This window comes from Streptomyces sp. MBT53 (genome assembly GCF_016654115.1).
Classification (GTDB): domain Bacteria; phylum Actinomycetota; class Actinomycetes; order Streptomycetales; family Streptomycetaceae; genus Streptomyces.
The window spans coordinates 1-22,270 of the sequence record NZ_JAEQAZ010000185.1 but is presented as its reverse complement, the minus strand read 5'-3'; the positions used below and the strand labels follow the sequence as shown (position 1 = coordinate 22,270).

Annotated in this window: 20 protein-coding genes; 6 read left to right on the top strand and 14 right to left on the bottom strand. The window is 70.9% G+C overall.

Annotation, left to right across the window (positions count from 1 at the left end):
- Positions 1-22: 22 nt before the first annotated feature.
- A complete protein-coding gene (locus JHN45_RS41480; RefSeq protein ID WP_201054541.1) occupies positions 23-2,170 on the bottom strand; it encodes a flotillin family protein in 2,148 nt (715 codons plus the stop codon).
- A 434-nt stretch (positions 2,171-2,604) separates the two neighbouring features.
- On the bottom strand, positions 2,605-3,285 hold the full coding sequence (locus JHN45_RS41475; RefSeq protein ID WP_200713253.1) for a hypothetical protein: 681 nt from the start codon (positions 3,283-3,285) through the stop codon (positions 2,605-2,607).
- Positions 3,286-3,526: 241 nt separating this feature from the next.
- Here JHN45_RS41475 and JHN45_RS41470 point away from each other — a divergent pair, with 241 nt between their 5' ends.
- Positions 3,527-4,585 (top strand): CdaR family transcriptional regulator, encoded by a 1,059-nt coding sequence (locus JHN45_RS41470; protein WP_200713252.1) that lies wholly within the window; start codon positions 3,527-3,529, stop codon positions 4,583-4,585.
- 193 nt (positions 4,586-4,778) lie between these two features.
- Here the strand turns inward: JHN45_RS41470 and JHN45_RS41465 are convergent, their stop codons facing one another.
- From JHN45_RS41465 to JHN45_RS41440, 6 genes are all read right to left on the bottom strand, one after another.
- The gene (locus JHN45_RS41465; protein ID WP_200713251.1) at positions 4,779-5,108 is read right to left on the bottom strand and encodes an SCO5918 family protein; all 330 of its coding nucleotides are present in this window, start codon (positions 5,106-5,108) and stop codon (positions 4,779-4,781) included.
- A gap of 189 nt (positions 5,109-5,297) precedes the next feature.
- The gene (locus JHN45_RS41460) at positions 5,298-5,501 is read right to left on the bottom strand and encodes a cold-shock protein (RefSeq protein ID WP_019063123.1); all 204 of its coding nucleotides are present in this window, start codon (positions 5,499-5,501) and stop codon (positions 5,298-5,300) included.
- A 211-nt stretch (positions 5,502-5,712) separates the two neighbouring features.
- On the bottom strand, positions 5,713-6,039 hold the full coding sequence (locus tag JHN45_RS41455) for a MerR family transcriptional regulator (protein ID WP_019070316.1): 327 nt from the start codon (positions 6,037-6,039) through the stop codon (positions 5,713-5,715).
- A gap of 145 nt (positions 6,040-6,184) precedes the next feature.
- Complete coding sequence (locus tag JHN45_RS41450; protein WP_201054540.1) at positions 6,185-6,880, bottom strand: hypothetical protein; 696 nt, start codon at positions 6,878-6,880, stop codon at positions 6,185-6,187.
- Positions 6,881-7,076: 196 nt separating this feature from the next.
- Positions 7,077-7,922 carry a TIGR03943 family protein gene (locus tag JHN45_RS41445; RefSeq protein ID WP_201054539.1) on the bottom strand — a complete coding sequence of 282 codons (846 nt, stop codon included), beginning with the start codon at positions 7,920-7,922 and terminating at the stop codon, positions 7,077-7,079.
- Complete coding sequence (locus tag JHN45_RS41440; RefSeq protein WP_201054538.1) at positions 7,919-9,004, bottom strand: permease; 1,086 nt, start codon at positions 9,002-9,004, stop codon at positions 7,919-7,921. The genes JHN45_RS41445 and JHN45_RS41440 overlap by 4 nt, the downstream gene beginning before the upstream one ends.
- 180 nt (positions 9,005-9,184) lie before the next feature.
- Here JHN45_RS41440 and JHN45_RS41435 point away from each other — a divergent pair, with 180 nt between their 5' ends.
- A complete protein-coding gene (locus tag JHN45_RS41435; protein ID WP_200713256.1) occupies positions 9,185-11,068 on the top strand; it encodes a TrkA family potassium uptake protein in 1,884 nt (627 codons plus the stop codon).
- 105 nt (positions 11,069-11,173) lie between these two features.
- Here JHN45_RS41435 and JHN45_RS41430 read toward each other — a convergent pair whose 3' ends face one another.
- On the bottom strand, positions 11,174-12,985 hold the full coding sequence (locus tag JHN45_RS41430) for a prolyl oligopeptidase family serine peptidase (protein ID WP_201054537.1): 1,812 nt from the start codon (positions 12,983-12,985) through the stop codon (positions 11,174-11,176).
- 206 nt (positions 12,986-13,191) lie between these two features.
- Here JHN45_RS41430 and JHN45_RS41425 point away from each other — a divergent pair, with 206 nt between their 5' ends.
- The gene (locus tag JHN45_RS41425; protein WP_201054536.1) at positions 13,192-13,986 is read left to right on the top strand and encodes an SURF1 family protein; all 795 of its coding nucleotides are present in this window, start codon (positions 13,192-13,194) and stop codon (positions 13,984-13,986) included.
- A 72-nt stretch (positions 13,987-14,058) separates the two neighbouring features.
- On the opposite strand, the gene JHN45_RS41420 is transcribed toward JHN45_RS41425, so the two are convergent.
- The 4 genes from JHN45_RS41420 to JHN45_RS41405 all read right to left on the bottom strand — a co-directional run bounded on the left by JHN45_RS41420 (position 14,059) and on the right by JHN45_RS41405 (position 18,836).
- Positions 14,059-15,444, bottom strand: a complete 1,386-nt coding sequence (locus JHN45_RS41420; RefSeq protein WP_201054535.1) for a hypothetical protein — start codon at positions 15,442-15,444, stop codon at positions 14,059-14,061.
- A complete protein-coding gene (locus tag JHN45_RS41415) occupies positions 15,441-16,016 on the bottom strand; it encodes a SigE family RNA polymerase sigma factor (RefSeq protein ID WP_200713244.1) in 576 nt (191 codons plus the stop codon). The genes JHN45_RS41420 and JHN45_RS41415 overlap by 4 nt, the downstream gene beginning before the upstream one ends.
- A gap of 478 nt (positions 16,017-16,494) precedes the next feature.
- Positions 16,495-17,562 (bottom strand): aspartate-semialdehyde dehydrogenase, encoded by a 1,068-nt coding sequence (locus JHN45_RS41410; RefSeq protein WP_200713243.1) that lies wholly within the window; start codon positions 17,560-17,562, stop codon positions 16,495-16,497.
- Positions 17,562-18,836, bottom strand: coding sequence for an aspartate kinase (locus JHN45_RS41405; RefSeq protein ID WP_019070326.1), 1,275 nt, complete (start codon positions 18,834-18,836; stop codon positions 17,562-17,564). Before JHN45_RS41405 ends, JHN45_RS41410 begins: the two co-directional genes overlap by 1 nt.
- A 186-nt stretch (positions 18,837-19,022) precedes the next feature.
- On the opposite strand from JHN45_RS41405, the gene JHN45_RS41400 reads away from it, so the two are divergent.
- Together JHN45_RS41400 and JHN45_RS41395 are read left to right on the top strand one after the other, a co-directional pair.
- Positions 19,023-19,718 carry a response regulator transcription factor gene (locus JHN45_RS41400; RefSeq protein WP_201054534.1) on the top strand — a complete coding sequence of 232 codons (696 nt, stop codon included), beginning with the start codon at positions 19,023-19,025 and terminating at the stop codon, positions 19,716-19,718.
- The gene (locus tag JHN45_RS41395) at positions 19,715-21,004 is read left to right on the top strand and encodes a HAMP domain-containing sensor histidine kinase (RefSeq protein ID WP_201054533.1); all 1,290 of its coding nucleotides are present in this window, start codon (positions 19,715-19,717) and stop codon (positions 21,002-21,004) included. The genes JHN45_RS41400 and JHN45_RS41395 overlap by 4 nt, the downstream gene beginning before the upstream one ends.
- Here JHN45_RS41395 and JHN45_RS41390 read toward each other — a convergent pair.
- The gene (locus JHN45_RS41390; RefSeq protein ID WP_201054532.1) at positions 20,970-21,470 is read right to left on the bottom strand and encodes an SgcJ/EcaC family oxidoreductase; all 501 of its coding nucleotides are present in this window, start codon (positions 21,468-21,470) and stop codon (positions 20,970-20,972) included. The genes JHN45_RS41395 and JHN45_RS41390 overlap by 35 nt on opposite strands.
- 141 nt (positions 21,471-21,611) lie before the next feature.
- On the opposite strand from JHN45_RS41390, the gene JHN45_RS41385 reads away from it, so the two are divergent.
- Positions 21,612-22,270, top strand: a 659-nt coding sequence (locus JHN45_RS41385) for a TSUP family transporter (protein ID WP_307783340.1), incomplete at its 3' end; no start/stop codon positions are given.

Genomic DNA, 22,270 nt, shown 5'->3' with positions numbered 1-22,270 from the left:
GGCGTGAGGCCTTCGCCGGGTGTCAGGCCTTCGCCGGGTGCCCGTTGAGCGCGGTCAGCGGGGTGTCCGCGAGGCCCAACTCACCGGCCCTGTCGAGCAGTTGCCGTAGCTGACCGGCGTTCGCCGTGTCCGTCCTCATCAGCTTCATCAGCAGGGCGGACACGGTGAGGTTCTGCACGTCGGCCGTGGAGACCGAGCCGAGCACGCGCCCGAGGTCGTCGGCGATGTTCGACGTGCCGTCCAGCCACGGGCGCGCCAACGCCTGTGCCGTGTCGGAGTTCTGGACGAAGCCGTCGACGCTCCTGCCGAACGAGACCGCGGAGACGAGCCGGTCGAAGAAGACCGTGTCGCCGCCGACGATGTCGATGTCGGCGTGCTCAAGACCGGTCGCGAGGACCGTGGCCTGCGCCTCGGCGACCTGCCGCTGCACGTCGAGACCCGCGAGCCGGATCTCCTTCTCGGCCTGGAGCCGCAGCCGGTACTCCTCGTGGCCGCGCGAGGCGTCGTCGAGGGCGGCCATCGCGGCGGCCTTCTCGGTGAGGCCCTCCGCCTCGGCCTTCAACTTCTCGCCGATACCGGTGGCTTCGGCGAGCGCGTTCGCCCGTACGCCCTCGGCCTGCGCGAGCACCTTGGCCTGCACGCCCTCGGCCTCCGCGAGCGCCATGGCCCGGGTGCCCTCGGCCTCCGCGCGCAGCCGGGCCTCCGTGCCGTCCGCCTCCGCACGCAGCCGCGCCCCCGTGGCCTCGGCCTCGGCGCGGCCCGCCTTCACGGTGACCTCGGCCTCCTTGTCGCGGACCTGGACCTCGGCGAGTCCGGCCGCGGCGGCCTCCGCCTGGATGCCCTCGGCGAGCCGCAGTTTGGCGCGGGCGTCGAGGTCGGCGGACTTCAACCGGGCGTCGGCGAGGGTGAGTTGCTCACCGGCGCGGTGCTTGGCGGCGGCCTCCGCGGCCTCGGCGGCCTTGATGTCCTTGACCAGCTTCTCCTGCGCCTCGGCCTCCGCGGCGATGATCACCGCCTGCCGGGTACGCTCCGCCTCCTCGACCACCCGCAGCTTCTTGATGGCCTCCTCCTGCTCGGCGACCGTACGGTCCACGGCGATCCGTTCCCGGACCACGTCCGCGACCTCGCGCCGCTCGACCTCGACCTCCTTGTCCCGGGCGATCCCGGACAGGCTCGTCTCCCGTTCGCGGGCGATGACTTCGAGGAGGCGGTCCTTCTCGATGCGCTCGTTCTCCACGGCGATGACCCGCTCGCGGTTCTTCTGCGCCACGGCGATCTCGCGGGCCTGGTTCTCACGCTGGACGCCGAGTTGCTCCTCGGTGCGCAGGAACGCGGCCTGCGCGCCGAGCCGTTCCTCCTCCTGCACCTTCGCGGTGGCGGCCTCCTCACGCGCCCGCAGCACCTCCACCTCACGGCGCTGCTTGATCTCCGCCTCGGCCTGCCGGCGCTCCAGCTCCAGGATGGTTTCCCGGGCGTCGACGTTCTGCCGGGTGATCTCCTTCTGCTCGGTGCGCTGGAACTCGTTGGTGCGGACGTGCTCGATCGTCGTCAGCTCGGTGATCTTGCGGATGCCCTGCGCGTCCAGGATGTTCTGGTTGTCGAGCTGGGTCATCGGGGTCTGTTCGAGGAAGTCGATGGCCGCGTCGTCGAGGTGGTAGCCGTTGAGGTCGGTGCCGATGACCTGGATGATCCGGTCCCGGAACTCCTCGCGCTTGGTGTAGAGATCGACGAAGTCCAGCTGCTTGCCGACGGTCTTGAGCGCCTCGGAGAACTTCGCGGCGAAGAAGTCCTGGATCGCCACCGGGTCGCTCGCGGTCTGGGTGCCGATGGCCTGCGCGACCTTGATGACGTCCTCGACGGTCTTGTTGACCCGCACGAAGAAGCTGATGTGGATGTCGGCCCGGATGTTGTCCTGGCAGATCAGACCCTCGCGCCCGGTGCGGCGGATCTCGATCGTCTTCACCGAGATGTCCATGAACTCGGCCTTGTGCAGCACCGGCAGGACGACCGCCCCGGTGAAGGTGACGTCGACCTTCTTCGTCTTGGAGACGATCAGCGCCCGCCCCTGCTCCACCTTCCGGAACAGCCGCCCGACCAGCAGAAGCAGGGCGAGCGCGATGAGCAGGACAACGGCGACGAACACACCGATGCCCACGGTGATGGCGTTCATGACATGGGTCCTCTAGGGGTGAGAAGGGTGGGGTACGGGCGGGCGTCTACGGGTGTAGGTCAACTGGTGTAGGCCTACGGGCGTGGGTCCACGGGCGTGGGCCAACAGGCGTTGACTGGACGGGCGTTGGGTTGCGGGGAGGGGTGGCCGGCGGGGCGTTGGTCCACAGGTGTTGGCCAACTGGTGTGGGCCGACGCTCCCGGCGGTCGCGGACCAGCGATCCTGGCGGTCGCGAGCCAACGGCCGTGGGCCAACATCTGTGGGCCAACCGACGTAGGCCAACCAGCGTGGGCCAACAGCCGTAGGCCATCGAGCGTTGGCCACCAGGTGCCGGTCGGCAGGCCCGGCGGCCGGCGCGCGGTCACCGCCCGCCCGCCAACATCCGTAGGCAACCCCCCGTGGGCAACAGCCGTAGGCCAACAAGTGTTGGCGGTCTACCCCGGGTTGCCGCCGGGTCCGGTCCTCGGGTCCAGCGCGCTGTCGTAGGGCGCGACCCAGAAGAACTCGCCGGGTTCGTCATAGGCGTAGAGCAGTCCGGTGCTGCCGCTGGCGAGGGCGTCGTTGCCCGTCTGCCGGACCTGGACCGTCGCCGCCGAGCCGTCCGCCGCCCTGACCTCGGCCTGCCCGAACCCCGCGTCCACCCGCCCGGTGCGAATGGTGCAGGTCAGACCGACGAAGTCCAGCCGGGACGGCCCGTGTTCGTCGGGGAACAGGCGGTGCAGCGGCCGTACGAGGAGCTTGGTCGCCTGCCAGGAGGCATACCCCGCGCCGGTCAGCACGACCGCCCCGACCAGGGCGCCGGCCGGGCCCGAGGGGACGAGCAGCACGCTGGCGCAGAAGCTGATCAGCCAGCCGACGGCGACGAACAGCGAGAAGGCGAGGGTCACCGGGACCCCGCCGAGCCACCGGCCGTAGCCGTGCCCACGGCCGCCGTCGTGCCCACGGGCGTTGACGTGCGCGTGTCCACGGATGTGGACCTGGACATGGGCGTGACCGTGTCCGTGCGCGTCGGCGGCGCCGAGGGCGACCAGCAGCCAGTAGAGGACGACCACGACGAGCGCCGCGGTGAAGACGACGGTGGGAAAACCGGTCGCGGCAGCGATGAACGCCCCCATGATCCCGGCCCCCGTTCTCTTACTCGTCCGACTGTCGACGGGGACGCCCGGATCGCGGTTCTGGTGCCGGAAACCTGCCGGTGTCCGGCACCCGAACCATCCGTGGTGCTCCCCTGGCGCCATGGTGCACGCGGGGTGCACGCCCGCGCATTGCCGGAACCCGGCAGTGTTCATTAGGGTCTTGATGCCGGTGACGCGCTAAGAAAGCGTCACCAGGGCGTCAAGAAAACAGGGGGCGGCGTTGCCGGAGCGCGGAATACCTGAGCAGTATCTGACGGGGTACGCGCAGCTCCTGGCGGAGGTCGCCGTGACCGGACGGCGGCTGACCCGGGCCGAGTTGGAGGCCCGCCGCACCCTGGGCGAACACGCGGCCGAAGCCGGACACGGACTGCGCGCCCTGGTCAACGCCCATCTCGCCGCCACCCGTACCGCCTGGCCGGAGACTCCCGGTGCCGCCGACTGCACACTCGCCGCGGTGCAGCAGGTCGTCGACGCCTTCGCCGAGGGCTACGAACGCGCCCAGCGGGTCGCCGTACGCCAGGAGGAGGCGGCCCGGCGGGAGTTCATCGACGATCTGCTCTACGGCCGCGGCGGTCTGGGCCGGCTCGCCGAACGCGCCGAGCGTTTCGGGCTGCGGCTGTCCCACACGCACGCCGTCGCCGTGGTCCAGGGGCCGATGCCCTACGACGAGAGCGCGCCGGTGCCGCGTCAGGTGGAGCGCGCGATGATCAGCCGTTTCGGTGACCGCAACATCCTGCTCACCACGAAGGCCGGCCGGATGCTGTGCGTCGCGCCCGGCGACCAGGACGACGTCCTCACCCACTTCGCCAAGCAGTCGTACGCGGCGGCGGAGGGCACCCGGGTGGCGATCGGCCGGCCGCAGCCGGGCGCGGGCGGGATCGTCCAGTCGTACGAGGAGGCCCTGAACACCCTCGAACTGGCCGAGCGGCTCACCCTGGAGGGCCCGTTGCTGCGCGCCGCCGACCTGCTGGTCTACCCGGTGCTCACCCGTGACCGGCAGGCGATGGCCGATCTGGTGCTCGACGCGCTGGGCCCGTTGACCAAGGCGCGCGGTGGCCCGCGACCGCTGCTGGACACGCTCTCGACGTACTTCGACTGCGGTTGCGTGGCCGCGGAGGCCGCCCGTCGGCTCTCACTGAGCGTGCGCGCCCTGACGTACCGCCTCGAACGCATCCACCAGCTGACCGGCGCGGACCCGACGGACCCCGGCCAGCGCTACATGCTGCAGACGGCGGTGATCGGCGCGCGGCTGCTGGACTGGCCGGACAAGGAGTTGTGAGGCGAGGCGCAGGGCTCGTAAAAGTGTGACACTCGGCGCTTGAATGTCACGCTTTCGCGGAGAGGGTCCCCTCCGGCGGGCACCGGAAGGGGCCGCATGCCGGCTGGGCGCAGAAAAAAGCGACCCCGCGCCCGGATGGTTCGTCGGCGGCGTGGTCGCTTGGGGGGTACGGAGGTGTGCGGGGGCGGAGGCGTCAGCCCAGGGTGGTGCCGATGTACGACGTCGATTCGGGGCCGGAGTCGGACTCGGCGGACGGTGCGGCGGGCGCGGGGGTGGCCGGCGCGGGCGGCGTCTCGTGGCAGGTGAAGCCGAGGCGGGTCAGGGCGCGGGTGACCTCGAAGGCGGTGAAGTCGCGGCGGTCCTGCTTGGTGATCACCTCACCGACCTGCTTGACCGGGTACAGCTTGCGGCTGATGGTGGCGCAGGGGCCGCTGACGGGCTGCTCCGGGCGGATGCCCTTGAGCATCTCCTCCACCTCGCTCTTCGTCAGATCGAAGGGGTAACGGGCGATCACGCAGCGCATGGTGCCTCACCAAGGGGTTCGAGCGGGAGGAGAGGGGAGGATTTCTCCTCGGGGAAAACCGGGAAGCCGGAGAACGGCCGGAGAACAGCGGGTGGCCGAAGAACGGCAGATGGAACAGCGGGTAAATGAGCAGATACGAAAAGGGACCCGCACCCAAGGTGCGGGCCCCTGTTTCGCAGCTTCGCGTGCTTAGGCGGGAACGATGTTCTCCGCCTGCGGGCCCTTCTGGCCCTGCGTGATGTCGAAGGTCACCTTCTGACCTTCCTGCAGCTCGCGGAAGCCCTGGGTGGCGATGTTCGAGTAGTGGGCGAAGACGTCAGCGCCGCCGCCGTCCTGCTCGATGAAGCCGAAGCCCTTTTCCGCGTTGAACCACTTCACGGTACCGGTGGCCATGTCTTAACTCCTAGGCAGTGCACGAGATCCGCACTTTACGAATCTCCTCCATCGCCGTGATGATCACCTGCCCGGAGAACCGGTTCAAAATTGGCAACCACAACTGCAACTGAAGTCAGCCTAGCACGGAACCCATTTCCGCGGCGGCGGAAATGGGTTGGAAAAGCGCCGCCCGAAACAGTGAATTTCTGTTTCGTCGACATCAGATTTTCTACCGATGGGACGAACGGCGCAGCTCCTCATTGACGCGCAGCGCCTCGTCCAGCCGGTCCTCCAGGCTGATGATGCGGCAGGCGGCCTCGATGGGCGTCCCCTGGTCGACCAGCTCGCGGGCGCGGGAGGCCGTACGGAGCTGATGGCGCGAGTAGCGGCGGTGACCGCCGTCCGACCGCGTCGGTGTGATCAGCCCGGCCTCACCCAGCGACCGGAGGAATCCGGGCGTGGAGGCGATCAGCTCGGCGGCCCGGCCCATGGTGTAGGCGGGGTAGTCGTCGTCGTCGAGCCGGTCGGCCGCGGGCTGCTGGCTTTCTGCGGGCATGTACACCTTTCCTGCGGGCCACCGGAGAGGGACGGCCCGCCGCAGGGGAGCTTGTTACCCCTTACGGGAACTCTAGTCGCACCCGGGGAATCTCTGTCGCGGCGAGCACAGATGTCCTGACGGCCATGGACGGTGGTCGACGCGCTCAGCGGCCCAGCAGCAGGACCCGGCAGGCCCCGGCGGGCAGCCGCGGATCGCGCGCTTCCGCTACTTCCGCCACGACGTCCCGCCAGCCCCAGGCCCGGTACGCCGTCAGCGTCTCGGTGTCGCCGGCGGGCACCAGGGTGACGCCTAGGGCGGGCGCGTGATCGTCGAGCAGCCGACGCTGCAGGCGCCGGGCGAGGTTCCAGTCCCGGTCCTGGTAGTGGGTGCGCACCCGGGGCGGGACGACGATCCCGGAGACCGCGAAGAGCCCGCCGGTGACCGCGAGACCGCGCACGGTCCGGGGAAGGCGGGTGTCGCACCCCTGCCACCAGGGATCGGCGCCGCGCACGGGGAAGCCGTAGGCGCAGGCCGTCAGGGTGGTGTTCTCGGCGACCAGCAGGGTGAAACCGGGCCGCCGGACATCGCCCGCGAGCCGGCGCAGGAACTCGGCGCGGGAGCGGGTCCCGGCGCGGTTGCCACTGCCGGAGGTCTGCTCGTACAGATCGCCCAGATCCTCGAACCGGTCCTCGATCTGGCGTCGGCTGAGCGGGCGGAGGCGGTCCCCCTGCCGCGGGGACGGGCCGCGCTCCCGGCCGGGCGACCACGACTTCTCGCCCTGGGCCGCGTCGGCACCGAAGTGCGTGTCCGCAGTGCCGCGCGCGTCCGCACCGCCGTGCCTGACGAGGTCCGCGGTCATCGGCCGACCGGGCACATTCACGGTCATGGGGCGAGCCCTGCCCCGGGTGCGGACAGGTCCGCCCCGGCGTCGTCCTTCGCCGAGGACGGCACCGGCGCGATCCGGCACACGAGAAATCCTCGGTCTCTTCACGGTACGCCCGCGGGCCGCGACACGGCCTGGGGCCAGGGGCCGCCGCCCCTGCCGCCCTACGACGTCACTGGTTCCAGCTCTCGTCGTACGGGTCCTTCGGCGTCGGGACCGGCTTGGCCTCGGTGACCTGGAAGTAGGGAATGGGGCGGTTGTTGACGGGGTCCTTGGTCTGCTTGGCGGAGTAGGTGCCGGTGATCAGCAGCCAGGTGTCGGGCTGCAGGACCGGCGGGATCTTGCCGGTCAGGGCGATCTTCACCGGCTGGGCGTCGGCGGCACAGCAGTTGAGGGCCATGCGTACGAGGTAGGGGGCGCCGGACTTGTCGAGGGCCACGAAGCCGGTGACCTTGAGCTGACGGTCGCCGAGGGAGCGCCCGTGGTCGTAGACCGCGCGGGTCGCGTAGTCGACCAGGCCGAGGGTGAGCGGGTTGTCCGCGGGGAGCTTCTGGAGGCCGTAGGGCTGCTGGATGGCCGTGCCCGTGCGGACCGCGCTGTAGGAGCCGAGGGCGGGCGGGGCGACCAGGATGAGGGCGAAGAGGGGGAGCAACAGGAGCCAGGAGATGCGGGGTTCGCGGTGCACATGACCGCCGTGACCCGCGCCCTCCGTCTCCGCGTGGGCATCCTCCGCGTGGGCATCCTCCGCGTGGGCCTCCGTGTGCGCCACCGCCACTGCTACCGCCGCCGCCTGCGCCTGCGCCACCACCTGCGCCGCCACCTGCGCCTTCTCCGCCCGCGCCCGCCGCCACTCGTACCAGGCCGTCGCCAGTGCCGCCAGGATGAGCACCCCGCCGGAGAGCAGCAGCAGCGGTTGGAGGCCTGCCTTGACGTAGCGCAGGTAGAGGTTGGTGAGGCCGGCGTGCAGCAGGGCCGTGCCGATCAGGAACAGGACCGCCGCCTGTGCCTGCCGGCTCACAGGAGCACCGCCGAGGTGACGACCGCGCCCGCGATGGCGAGGACGAAGGTGGCGGGCGCGAAACGCATCGCGAAGCCGCGACCGAACGTGCCCGCCTGCATGGCGAACAGCTTCAGGTCGATCATGGGTCCCACCACCAGGAACGCGAGTTTCGCCGTGAGCGAGAACTGGGTGAGCGAGGCGGCCACGAACGCGTCCGCCTCCGAGCAGATGGACAGCAGTACGGCCAGGATCGAGAGGGCGAGGATCGCCACCACCGGGTTGTCGGCCGCCGTCCGCAGCCAGCTCGCCGGCGCGACCGCCTTGAGCGTCGCCGCGGACATCGCGCCGAGCACCAGGAACCCGCCCGCCTGCATCACGTCGTGCCGCACCGAGCCCCAGAACGCGGCCCCCTTGGTCTCCCCCGCGTGCGGGTCGTGGGCGGGCAGTTTCAGCCAGTCGGTGCGGCCGAGCCGCGTCCACAGCCAGCCCATCACGCAGGCCACGAGCAGGCTGCCGACGAACCGGGCGAGCACCATCTCGGGGTTGCGCGGGAACGCCACGGCCGTCGCCGTCAGCACGATCGGGTTGATCGCCGGGGCGGAGAGCAGGAACGCGATCGCCGCCGCCGGGGTGACGCCCCGGCGCACCAGCGCCCCGGCCACCGGCACGGACGCGCACTCGCAGCCCGGCAGGATCGCGCCCGCCATCCCGGCCACCGGTACGGCGAGGACGGGGTTGTTGGGCAGCGCGCGGGTGAACCACGTGGCCGGCACGAACACCGCGATGGCCGCCGACAGCAGCACGCCCAGCACCAGGAAGGGCAGCGCCTGCACGACCACGGCCACGAACACCGTCATCCAGCTCTGCATCACCGGCGCGGACAGGGCCGTACGGATCGGCGCCTGCGCCAGCACCACCAGGAGCAGCACCATGGTCAGCACGAGCGGCGAGTTGACCTGCCAACCGTCCTTCGAAGCCTTGCCGTCCTCGGCCGGTTTCGAAGCCTTGCCGTCCTTGGCCGGTGCGGACGGCTCCACGGGTGTTTCCGGGGTCGGCGGAGTCTCCGTGGTCGGCGCGGCTGGTTCGGTGGTGATGGCCACGGGTGTGCTACCTCCGGCAGGTGCGGGGTTTCGCGAGTTTTGCTCCCTCTCTCTGCATACGGCAGTGGGGGCACGGGTGTTCAGCGCAATACTGGAACCACCCGCCTCCTTGGGGCAGTCTTTCCCCTCGTGGCGAGCAGCGTTCCTCATCAGACCCCGCCGGGCACCGCTCGGGCACACATGGTGGTGTGCGGCGACGACGCGCTCGCGCACCGGCTCGCGGCCGAACTGCGCACGGTCTACGGCGAACAGATCACCCTCGTCGTACCGCTCTCCGAGGCCAACTCCCGCCCACCGGTCGTCGGCCGTGCGCGTGCCGCCTCGGTGGCGCTGCGCGACCGGGTCAACGCGGCGGTGGCCAGGGCGAACGGCAACGGCGCCCCGCCCGCCCCCGAAACCCCGCGCGGGGAACGGGTGTTGGAGGTCGCCGAGCTGACCGAGGCGGTGTTCGCGGAGGCGGGCGTGGAGCGGGCGACCGCGCTGGCGCTGGTGCACGACGACGACGAGACCAACATCCGTGCCGCCCTCACCGCCCGCCGCCTCAACCCCCGTATCCGGCTCGTGCTCCGCCTCTACAACCGGCGCCTGGGCCAGCACATCGAGGAACTCCTCGACCAGGCGGCCGCGTTGGCGACCGGGGACGTCAACGTCACGGGGTTCGACGCGTCCACGACCGTCCTCTCCGACGCCGACACCGCCGCGCCCGCGCTGGCCGCGACCGCCCTGGCCGGCACCAGCAAGGTCGTCCAGACCGACGGGCTGCTGCTGCGCGCGGTGGAGCGGCCGCCGCCCGCACCCGGCGAGGTCGCCGACCCCGGGCTGGCCACGCTCGCCCTGCTCTCGGCGACCAGCAGCGACCCGGCCGGCGCGGACGGCTCCGAGGGCATGGGCGAACAGGGCCCGCGCCTGCTGCCCGACGCTGCGGCGGTCGCCTCGGCCACCGGGCGCGGCACCGTCGTCCTCGAGCAGGTGTCGTACGCCGGGCCGCAGTTGCCGGGCGGACGCGGGGGCGGTGTCGTACCGGCCTTCTCCTCCCTCTTCTCGCGGCGGCTGCGCTGGTCGCTGGCGGGCATGGTGGCGTGCGTGATCGCGCTCGCCGTGTCGCTGTGGCTGGTGACCGGTATCCATCCCGTGCGGGCCTTCTATCTGACGCTGCTGGATCTCTTCGCGATCGACGACCCCGCGATCGGGGCGCCGTTGGGCCGCCAGATCCTTCAACTCCTCTCCGGTCTCGTCGGGTTGCTGATGCTGCCGGTGCTGCTGGCCGCCGTACTGGAGGCCCTCGGCACGTTCCGTACGGCGTCCGGGCTGCGCAAGCCGCCGCGCGGGCTCGGCGGGCATGTGGTGCTGCTCGGGCTCGGCAAGATCGGCACCCGGGTGCTGACCCGGCTGCGGGAACTGCACATCCCCGTGGTGTGCGTCGAGGCCGACCCCGAGGCCCGCGGTCTCGCGGTCGCGCGTCGGCTGCGGGTGCCGGTGATCCTCGGGGACGTCACCCAGGAGGGCGTCCTGGAGTCCGCGAAGATCCACCGCGCGCACGCCCTCCTCGCGGTCACCAGCTCCGACACCACCAACCTCGAAGCCGTCCTCTACGCCCGCTCCGTGCGCCCCGACCTACGGGTCGTACTCCGCCTCTACGACGACGACTTCGCGACCGCCGTCTACCGCACCCTGCGCGCCGCCCACCCCGGCGCCCTCACCCGGAGCCGGAGCGTCTCGCATCTGGCCGCGCCCGCGTTCGCCGGGGCGATGATGGGCCGCCAGATCCTGGGCGCGATCCCCGTCGAGCGGCGGGTGCTGCTGTTCGCGGCGATGACCGTGGGCGGGCATCCCCAGCTGGAGGGGAAGACGATGGCCGAGGCGTTCCGGGCCGGGTCCTGGCGGGTGCTGGCCCTGGACACGGCGAACCAGGACGCGTCGGAGGACGTACGGCGGTCGGGGCTGGTGTGGGACCTTCCCGACACGTATGTCCTGCGGGGCTCGGACCGGGTCGTGCTGGCCGCGACCCGGCGGGGGCTGGCGGAGTTGCTGGGGCGACGACCGCGGGACCGGGCCGCGACCTGATCAGGCGCCCAGCGCCGGGGCGGGCCGGGGGCCGGACCGCAACCCGGCGCTGCGGGGTGCCGTCCGCGCCCACCCGTGCCGCCCCAGCGGCACGACTACCCGCGGCTAAGCGGACACCACTCCCCCCAAATGCCTTGCCGCGAAGTCCAGTTCCAACCTCACCTGCTTGATCCGCTCGTCCACCACCAGTGACCCGTGTCCCGCGTCGTACCGGTACACCTCGTGCACCGCGCCGCGCTTCTCCAGTCGTTCGACGTAGTTGTCGATCTGCTGGATCGGGCAGCGCGGGTCGTTGACGCCGGCGGAGATGTAGACGGGGGCCGTGACCTTGTCGACGTAGGTCAGCGGGGAGGACGCCTCGAAGCGGTCGGGAACCTCTTCGGGGGTGCCGCCCAGCAGGGTGCGGTCCATGGCCTTCAGGGCTTCCATCTCGTCGTGGTACGCCGTGACGTAGTCGGCGACCGGGACCGCCGCGATGCCGAGCGTCCACGCGTCGGGCTGGGTGCCGATGCCGAGGAGGGTGAGGTAGCCGCCCCAGGAGCCGCCGGTGAGGATCAGCCGGGCGGGGTCGGCGAGGCCGGAGGTGATCGCCCACTCGCGGACCGCCGCGATGTCCTCCAGCTCGATGAGACCGACCCGGTACTTCAGCGCGTCCGTCCAGGCCCGCCCGTACCCGGTGGAGCCGCGGTAGTTGACCCGGACCACCGCGTAACCGTGGTCGACCCAGGCCGCGGGACCGGCCGCGAAGGAGTCGCTGTCGTGCCAGGTCGGGCCGCCGTGGATGTCGAAGACCGTGGGGAGCGGGCCCGTCGCACCCGCCGGCTTCTGGACCAGGGCGTGGATACGGCCGCCGGGGCCCTCCACCCACACGTCCTCCACCGGGACCGAGCCCGGTGACTTCAGGCCGGGCGGGTCCAGGACGACCTCGCCGGTCGTCGAGCGCACGGCGGACGGCTCGGCGGCCGACGACCACAGGTACTCGACGCTGCCGTCGGGGCGGGCCGTGGCGCCCGAGACGGAACCGGGCGGGGTCGGCACCTTCTCCAGGTCGCCCGAGGCGAGGTCGTAGCGGAAGACCTCGCTGCGGGCCTCGAAGCTGTGCGCGATGAGGAGGGCCGAGCCGTCCGGGTACCACTCGGCGCTCACGTCACCGGGCAGGTCCAGGGCCAGGTCGGTCTCGCCGCCCTTCACCACGTCCCACACCAACGGCTCCCAACGGCCGCGCCGCTGATGCCCGATGAGGAGCCGGGTGTCTCCCTCGACGGGTGCGAAGCCGAGCACCTCGAGGCCCAGTTCCTCGGTGCCGCCCTTGGTGTCGTCCAGGTCGGCGACCGCCGTGCCGTCCGGGCGCAGGACGCGCAGCGCCGAGTGCATCGCGTCGCCGTGCTCGGTGTGCTCGATCGCGATCAGCGAACCGTCGTGCGAGAGGTCGCCTACGCCCGCGGACTCGCGGTGGCGGTAGATCAGCGCGGTCTCGTCGCCGGTGCGGGCGAGGTGGATCGTCGTACCGTCCTCGTCCGTGGAGCGGCCGACGACGGCGGTCCTGCCGTCCCGCGCGAGGGCGAGCCCGGCCGGGTAGGACGGTTCGAGGCCGGGGACGGCCGGTTCGTCGGGGCCGCCCTTGAAGGGCTGGCGGCGCCAGACGCCGAACTCGTCGCCGTCCTTGTCGTCGAACCACCAGATCCACTCCCCGTCCGGGGAGAGCACACCGTCCGTCGTGCCGTTCGGCCGGTCCGTGACCTGGCGTTGCTCGCCCGTCGCCCGGTCCCAGGCGTACAGCTCATACGTCCCTGTCGCGTTCGACACGAACAGGGAACGGTCGGGTGCGTCCTCCGCCCAGTCGGGCAGGGACACTCGGGGCGCCCTGAAGCGCTTCTCCCAGTCCGGTGTGTACGCGGACCCGTTGCTCTCAGTCATGGCCCCATACTGCCCGCCCTCACAGACATTGCACTGACTGGATCCTCAGCCTGTGGATAACTTCGACCAAGTCCCGGTCGGAGCATTGCCGACGACGGGTGAACCTCCGGGCCGACGACGGGTGAACCTCCGGGCCGGCACCGGGCCGAGGCTCCGGGCCGACCCCCGGGCCGAGGCCCTCGCGGCAGCCCCGTACCGTGGAAGCCGTGTACCGGTTTCTGCTGACATCGCGCTGGTGGGGCATCAACGTCTTCGTACTGCTCGCCATCCCCTTCTGCATCTTCATGGGGTCGTGGCAGCTGAGCCGGTTCCAGGCGCGCGTGGACAGCAGCCATCAGGCCACCAGGCAGGTCCAGACGGACCGCAAGGAGGCCGCCCGCCCGCTCGCCGAACTGCTGCCCGTCGACCAGAGCACGTCCGGTCGGCAGACCACCGCGACCGGCCGGTACGGCAAGCAACTCCTCGTCCCCGACCGCCAGTTGGACGGGAAGAACGGCTACTACGTCCTCACCCTGCTGCGCACCGTCGACGGCAAGGCGCTGCCCGTGGTGCGCGGCTGGCTGCCCGGCACGCCCGACGCGGCGAAGGCACCGGCCGCGCCGACCGGCGAGATCACCGTCAGCGGCTCGCTCCAGGCCTCCGAGACGCCCGGCGACAACGGCGTCAGCGCCCAGGGCGGACTGCCGTCCGGCCAGACCGCCGCGATCAGCGCGGCCTCACTCGTGAACCTGGTCCCGTACCCCGTGTACGACGCGTGGATCACGCTCGACAGGGCCGACTCCGGGATGACGGCCGTACCGGCGACCGCGCCCGCGAACACCGGCCTGGACCTGAAGGCGTTCCAGAACCTGGGCTACACCGGCGAGTGGTTCGTCTTCGCGGGCTTCGTCGTCTTCATGTGGTTCCGGCTGCTGCGCCGCGAGGTGGAGTTCGCGCGGGACGCGGAACTCGGGCTGCTGCCGGAGGACGAGAGCGAGCAGGCGGCCCGCGTCACCGTCTGACACCCGCCGCCGGGTCCCCCGTGGACCGGCAACGGCAACAGACACCTTGGTGCCCTGCGACCGACGGCCGTCCTACGACGCCGACAGCACGCCCGTCCGGTAGATCGTCCCCGCGCACGCGTTCGGTACGACGGCCGTGGCCGTCGGTGAGCCCGTCTCCGCGGTGTGGGTGACCTGGACGCTGCCGTCGAGCGTGCCGTCCTCGGGGAGCAGCTGGGTGGACGTGCCGGTGTCACCGGCCGTGGATCCGCTGGTGGTGCTGGCGTCCTCCGAGGGCGACGGGCTGGCCGTGGTGCCGCCGGTGGTCGTGCCGCCGGTGCTGCCGCTACTGGTGGGGCAGGTCTCCGAGGGCACCCAGGCGAACTTGACCTGGTAGGCGGAGCCGGGCTGCAGGACCAGCTCGGCGGGCTCCGTCGAGGGGTCGGGCAGGCCGGTCGCCGAGTCCCCCGCCGCGTGCCGCGTCACGAAGATCTTGGTGCTGTCCGCCGCCCCCACCGCGGAGAATCCCACGGTGCCGGGCCCGCCGACGGTACAGCTGGTGCCGGAGGTGTTGGTGACGGTGAAGGTGCCGTAGACGATGCCCCCCGTATCGGCGGCGGCCACGGACGAGGTGGCCGAGCCGAGCTGTGCGGCTCCGCAGGTGGGCGCGGCCGTCCCGGCGCTGGACGAGGGGTTGGCGCTCACGGTGCCGGAGCCCGGGCTCTTGCCCCCGCCCTCGTTCTTGTGGCCGCCCGGATTCTGTCCCGACGTCTGCCCGGAGGAGCCGCCGGAGGTGCCGGAACCTCCGTCCGGGTTCTTGCCCTGGCTGGTGCCGCCCTGGGCCTGTGAGCTGTTGCCCGCCATGGACGGGTCGACGGAACCGGTCGAGTTCGAGACGTGCACGAGGGCCGGGATGGCGGTGCCGAAGAAGAGCGCGGCGGCGGCCATGCCGACGACGGCCTGGCGCTTGCGGGCCCGGCGGGCGGGCACCGCCTTGCGCAGGTGCTCCAGCGTGCCGTCGCGGGGCTCGACCTCCTGGACCGCCTGGTGCAGCAGCCGGCGCAGCGCCAGCTCGTCCGGGGCGAATCCTTCGGTGTCGTGGTCGCCGAGTCCGCCGGTTCCGCCGATTCCGCCGAGTTGCGCGGCGAGGCCTGCGAGCCCCCCGAGTCCTTCGGGGTCGCGCCCCTGAACGCCCTCGGGGGCCTCGGGGCCCTGGTGGCCCTTGTGGCCCTCAGCGCCCTGGATGCCGTCCGGGTTCTCGAGGTTCTCGGTGTTCTCGGGGTTCTCCCCCCCGGAGCCTCCTCCGGAGTTCCCGTCGAGGCTCGGCCCGTTGGGGCTCTGTTCGTCGGGGCCGTGGTTCACAATTCCGTTCCCAGCGTGCGATTCGTTCGGTTCTTCCTTGCGGGCCCAGGTCGGACCGCGCCGGACTTCCGGCTCGCGCCGAGCACGCGCGCCGTTTCCGTCGACGTTGTCGCTCATGCCGATGCCTCCATCGCGATCCGGAGGGCGGCGATGCCGCGGGAGCCGTACGCCTTCACCGAGCCCAGCGAGATGCCGAGCGACTCGGCGACCTGCGCCTCGGTCATGTCCGCGAAGTAGCGCAGGACCAGGACCTCGCGCTGGCGGCGCTGCAGGCCCTTCATCGCCTTGATGAGGGAGTCGCGCTCCAACTGGTCGTAGGCGCCCTCCTCCGCGCTGGCCATGTCCGGCATCGGCTTCGAGAGGAGCTTGAGGCCGAGGATGCGGCGGCGCAGGGCCGAGCGGGAGAGGTTGACGACGGTCTGGCGCAGATACGCCAGGGTCTTCTCGGGGTCACGGACGCGTTTGCGCGCCGAGTGGACCCGGATGAACGCCTCCTGGACGACGTCCTCGCAGGAGGCGGTGTCGTCGAGGAGGAGCGCGGCCAGGCCGAGCAGCGAGCGGTAGTGCGCCCGATAGGTCTCGGTGAGGTGGTCGACGGTCGTTCCGGCCGCGACGGTGTCGTCGACACCGTCGCGCTGGTTCGGGATGCGGGCGGGCCGCGCTGCGGGCATCGGCGCGATCACCGGCATGCCGCCGGGCGCACGGGATCCACGCGGAGGCCGTAGGGCCGTGCCGCGTGCCGCAGAGAAGTCGAGTACCTGAGCCACGCCAGTTGGACACGCTTCCCCCCGTTGGGGTTGTACGCGTCGACCGTCACATTTATGTCAGACGAAACAAACAGTCCACCCACCCGTCTGGTGTCAGGCAGCACAACCGACAGTGCGTCGAACACCCTCATGCCTACCCGCTCTTCCCCTGTGTCACAAAAGGCCGGGGCGTCCCCACGCCCCTCGCCGCATCCCCGCGCCCGCTGAAGGGCGTCCGCAAAGACGCTCCCCGCCGACCGCGCGGTTGCGGAGAGCGGGGAGTGAAATCTTCGGATGCGGAGGTGGCTGGATTCAAGTGGTCCCAACCATTAATCCGGCCACATCGCGCACAGTGATCCTACAAACCCGTGCGCCACTGGCCAGCGGATTTACGGCCGGGCGGAGCGGGCGGCTCCGGTTCTCACCCGAGGTCGCGCGCCACCAGCTCGGCGATCTGTGCCGTATTGAGGGCCGCTCCCTTGCGCAAATTGTCGCCACAGACGAACAGTTCGAGCGCCGTCGGGTCGTCCAGCGCCCGGCGCAGCCGCCCCACCCAGGTCGGGTCGGTGCCCACCACGTCGGCGGGGGTGGGGAACTCCCCGGCGGCCGGATTGTCGAAGAGGACGACCCCCGGGGCGGTGGCGAGGATCTCGCGCGCCTTGTCGACGGTGACCTCGCCCTGGAAGCGGGCGTGGACGGTGAGGGAATGCGTGGTGACCACCGGGACACGGACACACGTCACGGCGACCGGCAGCGCGGGCTGGCCGAGGATCTTGCGGGTCTCGTCCCGCACCTTCATCTCCTCCGAGGACCAGCCGTCCTCGCGCAGGGACCCGGCCCACGGTACGACGTTCAGCGCCACCGGCTCCGGGAACGGCCCGGTGTTGTCCCCGACGGCCCGCCGCACGTCACCGGGCTTGGTGCCCAGTTCGGTGCCCGCGACGAGGGCCAGCTGCTGGCGCAGGGTGTCCACCCCGGCCCGCCCCGCTCCGCTGACGGCCTGGTACGACGACACCACCAGCTCGCGCAGCCCGAACTCGGCGTGCAGCGCGCCCACGGCGACGATCATCGACAGGGTTGTGCAGTTCGGGTTGGCGATGATCCCGCGCGGGCGGTGCCGCACCTTGTGCGGGTTGACCTCGGGGACCACCAGGGGCACCTCGGGGTCCATCCGGAAGGCGCCCGAGTTGTCGACGACGACCACGCCCTTGGCGGCGGCGACGGGCGCCCACTGGGCGGAGACCTCGTCGGGGACGTCGAACATGGCGACGTCGACCCCGTCGAAGGCCTCCTCCGTGAGGGCCATCACCTCGACCTGCTCCCCGCGCACGGCCAGCTTGCGGCCGGCCGAGCGCGGAGAGGCGATCAGGCGGATCTCGCCCCAGATGTCCGCGTGCTGGGACAGGATCCCGAGCATGACCGTGCCGACGGCCCCGGTCGCTCCGACTACGGCGAGCGTCGGACGCACGGTCGCTCCGGTGGTGGCCATCAGCGGCCGGTGCCTCCGTAGACGACGGCTTCGTCGCTGTCGGAGTCGAGGCCGAACGCCGTGTGCACGGCGCGGACGGCCTCGTTGACGTCGTCGGCGCGGGTCACGACCGAGATGCGGATCTCGGAGGTCGAGATCAGCTCGATGTTGACGCCCGCGTCTGACAGGGCGGTGAAGAAGTCGGCGGTGACGCCCGGGTTCGTCTTCATGCCCGCGCCGACCAGCGAGATCTTCCCGATCTGGTCGTCGTAGCGCAGCGACTCGAAGCCGATGCCGTCCTTGTTCTTCTCCAGGGCGTCGATGGCCTTGCGGCCCTCCGCCTTGGGGAGGGTGAAGGAGATGTCGGTGAGTCCCGTCGAGGCCGCCGACACGTTCTGCACGATCATGTCGATGTTGACCTGGGCGTCGGAGATCGTCCGGAAGATCACCGCGGCCTCGCCCGGCTTGTCGGGCACGCCGACGACCGTGATCTTGGCCTCGGAGGTGTCGTGCGCGACACCGGAGATGATGGCCTGCTCCACCTGCTGGACTCCTTGCTTCGGCTCACTGCTGACCCAGGTGCCCTGAAGTCCGCTGAAGCTGGACCGCACATGGATCGGGATGTTGTATCGGCGGGCGTACTCCACACAGCGGTGGAGCAGCACCTTGGAGCCGGAGGCGGCGAGCTCCAGCATGTCCTCGAAGGCGATCCAGTCGATCTTCTTCGCCTTGGGCACCACGCGCGGGTCGGCGGTGAACACCCCGTCGACGTCGGTGTAGATCTCGCAGACCTCGGCGTCGAGGGCGGCGGCGAGCGCCACGGCGGTCGTGTCCGAGCCCCCGCGCCCCAGCGTGGTGATGTCCTTCTTGTCCTGGCTCACACCCTGGAACCCGGCGACGATGGCGATGTTGCCCTCGTCCAGCGCGGTCCTGATGCGCCCCGGCGTGACGTCGATGATCCGGGCTTTGTTGTGGACCGAGTCGGTGATGACGCCTGCCTGGCTGCCGGTGAACGACTGGGCCTCGTGGCCCAGGTTTTTGATCGCCATGGCCAGCAGTGCCATGGAGATCCGCTCTCCGGCGGTCAGCAGCATGTCGAACTCACGCCCGGCGGGCATCGGAGATACCTGCTCGGCGAGATCGATCAGCTCGTCCGTCGTGTCGCCCATCGCGGAAACGACGACGACCACTTGGTGGCCGTTCTTCTTCGCTTCCACGATTCGCTTGGCGACGCGCTTGATGCCCTCGGCATCGGCTACGGAGGAGCCTCCGTACTTCTGCACGACAAGGCCCACGTGCGCTCCTCGCTCAGTCCTGGTGTGTCGGCTCAGTTTAACGAGCGCCCGAAATTCCCTTCCCAGGTATCGCATGGTGAGATTCGGACGCCCAGGTCAGCGCATGCCCAATCCAGGGGTGCGGGAAAAGTGCCGAGCGTCACAGGTGACGGCTGGGAACGGGGTTTACGGCACTAAGGTCGCCGTGTGCGCGTACTTCTGGTGGAAGACGATGAACCGGTCGCTGAGTCCCTACGACGCGGACTGCTGCGCTACGGCTTCGAGGTCGACTGGGTCACCACGGGCGGGGCGGCCCTGAGCCACAAGGCCCCTTACGACGTCGTCCTCCTCGACCTGGGCCTGCCCGACACCGACGGCCTCGACGTGTGCAAGGCGCTGCGCGCCCGCGGTGACGTGCCGATCATCGTGATCAGCGCGCGCAGCGACGAGACGGACCGCGTGGTCGGCCTGGAACTGGGCGCCGACGACTACGTCTCAAAACCGTTCGGTGTCCGCGAGGTCATTGCCCGTATAAGGGCGGTGATGCGCCGCGCACAGCCGAAGGCGGTCGCGGAGGCCGCGGGCCCCGACGCCTACGGCCCCCGCCTCACCATCGACCGCAAGGCCGCCCGCGTCCGCCTGGACGGCGAGGAAGTGGCCCTCGCGCCCAAGGAGTACGACCTGCTGTCGTTCCTCACCGAGGAGCCCGGCGCGCTGATGTCGCGCGAGCAGATCATGGAAGCGGTCTGGGACGCGAACTGGTTCGGCCCGACGAAGACGCTGGACGTCCATGTGGCCGCGCTGCGAAGGAAGTTGGCGGGCGCGATCACGATCGAGGCGGTACGGGGAGTGGGCTTCCGCCTGGAGATCACCTCCTCCGGAGACGGGCCTCCGGCCTCATGATCCGGCAACTGATCGTCAGCTACGTCCTGTTGGTGGCCGTGGCACTGACGGCGTTCACCGTGCCCGTCGCCTTCACGCTGACCGCCCAACTCCGGGGCGACACCGAGCAGTCGGTGCGGCGCGAGGCGAGGACGATGGCGTTGCTGCTGAGCGGCGACGCGGCCTCGCGCGCAGCGCTGGACCGCATGGTGGTGGCGTACGCGCAGGAGACCCCCGGCACGGCCGAGGTACTGCCCGCGTCCCGCGCCAAGACCGCGACGCACTGGGGCGACGGGAAGCTGGAGGTGACGGCACCGGCGCGGCGCGACGGCAGGACGGTGGGCGCCGTACGCATCACGTACCCGACCTCGGACCTGACCCGGCGGCTCTGGCAGATCTGGGGCTTCCGGGCGATCCTCGCGGTCGGTGTCCTGGCAGTGGCGGCCGGCCTGGGCGCGCTGGTCGCCCGCCGCCTGACCCGCCCCCTGCGCCAACTCAACGACATGGCGAGCAAGTTCAGCGACGGCGACCTGACGGCACGTACGCCCGTGACAGGCCCGCACGAGACGCAGACGCTCGCCAGGACGCTGAACCAGGCGGGCGAGCGCCTGGACACCCTCATCGCCTCGCAGCGCATCTTCGTGGCCGACGCCTCCCACCAACTCCGCACCCCGCTCACGGCGTTGCGGCTCTCGCTGGACAACATCGCGGACGGTGTGGACGACGAGTTCGTACGGGAGGACGTCGATCAGGCGACGGCCGAAGTGGTCCGGATGAGCCGTCTCGTCAACGGCCTGCTGGTGCTGGCGCGGGCCGAGGCGAAGGTGACGGCGGCGGAACCGCTGCCGCTGCGGGAGATCGTGACCGAACGGCTCTCCGTGTGGAGACCGGCCGCCGACGAGCGCGGGGTCGAGATCGCGCTCAGGGGGAGTGTTGTCGACGGCCGGCCGCTTGTGCTGGCCAGTCCCGGTCATCTCGAACAGGTCCTGGACAACGTGCTGTCGAACGCCCTGGAGGTGTCACCGGACGGCGCGACGATCACCGTGCGGGCCCAGACCCGGGGCGACGAGGTGGAGTTGACGGTGACGGACGAGGGCCCCGGCATGTCCGACGCGGACAAGTCCCGCGCCTTCGACCGCTTCTGGCGCGGTCAGGGCCTCACCGGGCGCTCCGGTTCGGGCCTGGGCCTGGCCGTCGTACGGCAGTTGGTGACGGACGACGGCGGCACGGTGGCCCTGCGGGACGCGCCGGAGACCGGGCTGTCGGTCGTGATCACCCTTCGGGCATCACCGAGGAGTGGTGGTTGACGATCAGCCACTTGCCGGCGCGCTTCTCGTACTCGTAGGTGTAACGGGCTTCCACGACACGCTTGTCGCCGGTCTTCGGGTCGGTGAGCGTGAACTCGTAAATGCCGGTGTCTATCGCGGAGTTGCTGTCGAGCACGTTCACGATCGTCTCGACCTTCTTCCCGACCGGCTTGTTGGGCAGGAAGTGCTCGAAGTAGTCGACGATCTCGGCACGGTCGGTGCGGATCTTGTTGGAGACGGTCGGCAGGAGCACGGCGTCCGGCGCGTACCGATCGGCGACCTTCTCCGGGTCACCGGTCTTGAGCGCGGCGTTCCAGCCGTCGAAGAGGGCGGCGATCTGCGTCTTGGACGGCTTGGCGTCGTGCTGGGGCCCGGCGGTCGCGGCGACGGTGCCGAGGGAACCGAGGGCAAGGACGGTGGTGACGGTGACGGCGGCTGCACGCTTGCTCATGGTCCGGCGGGTCATCTCAACTCCAGTTGTACTGGTGCGTTTTGGGATGACTCCAGGCTGGCTTCCGGCGGGTTAGGGCCCGTGCAGCGGACGTACAGGAGCGAGGAAGGGCTGCTCCAATTAACGCGCTGTGGCCGACCGACCACTTAACGCGCCGTGGCCGACTGGCCACGATCCCGGACGAGACTGACACCGGCACCCAGCGACACGACGCCCATACCGACGGCGGTCATCACGCCCTGCGTCCCGTCGACCACGAAGGGTGCGACCGCGGCGACGGCGAGGTTGAAGAGGAAGAGGAACCAGAGGACGGGCCTGGAGGAGAGGAAGTTCTTCATGGTGGGCCCGCTGTGCGCGGCGGCGGGAGTTGGCGGGTCATCCACGCCCCCGCCGGTACCGTGCAGACCGCCGCCGGTCCTCCTGTTGGTGATGGGCGGGTTGGTGACGGTGGCTGTCCTGCTGGTGATGAAGGGCGCGCGGGTACCGGCACTCCGGGGCACCCGCGGTGCCGTCGCGGCGGGCGCGGCAGGCGGCTTCATGAACGCGGCGGCGGGCGTCGGCGGTCCGCCGATCTCCCTCTACGCGGTCAATGCGGGCTGGACGGTACGGGAGTTCGTCCCCAACGCCCAGTTCTACGGCGTCGTCGTCAACGCGTTCTCGGTCGCGGCGAACGGGGTGCCGTCGTTGAGCGGGGCGCGGTGGGTGGCGGTCGGCGCGGCGATGGTCGTGGGCGGGGTGATCGGGCGGGGGTTGGCGGGGCGAATACCCGAACCGCGGGCGCGGGCACTGGTGTTGACGCTGGCGTTGGCGGGTGG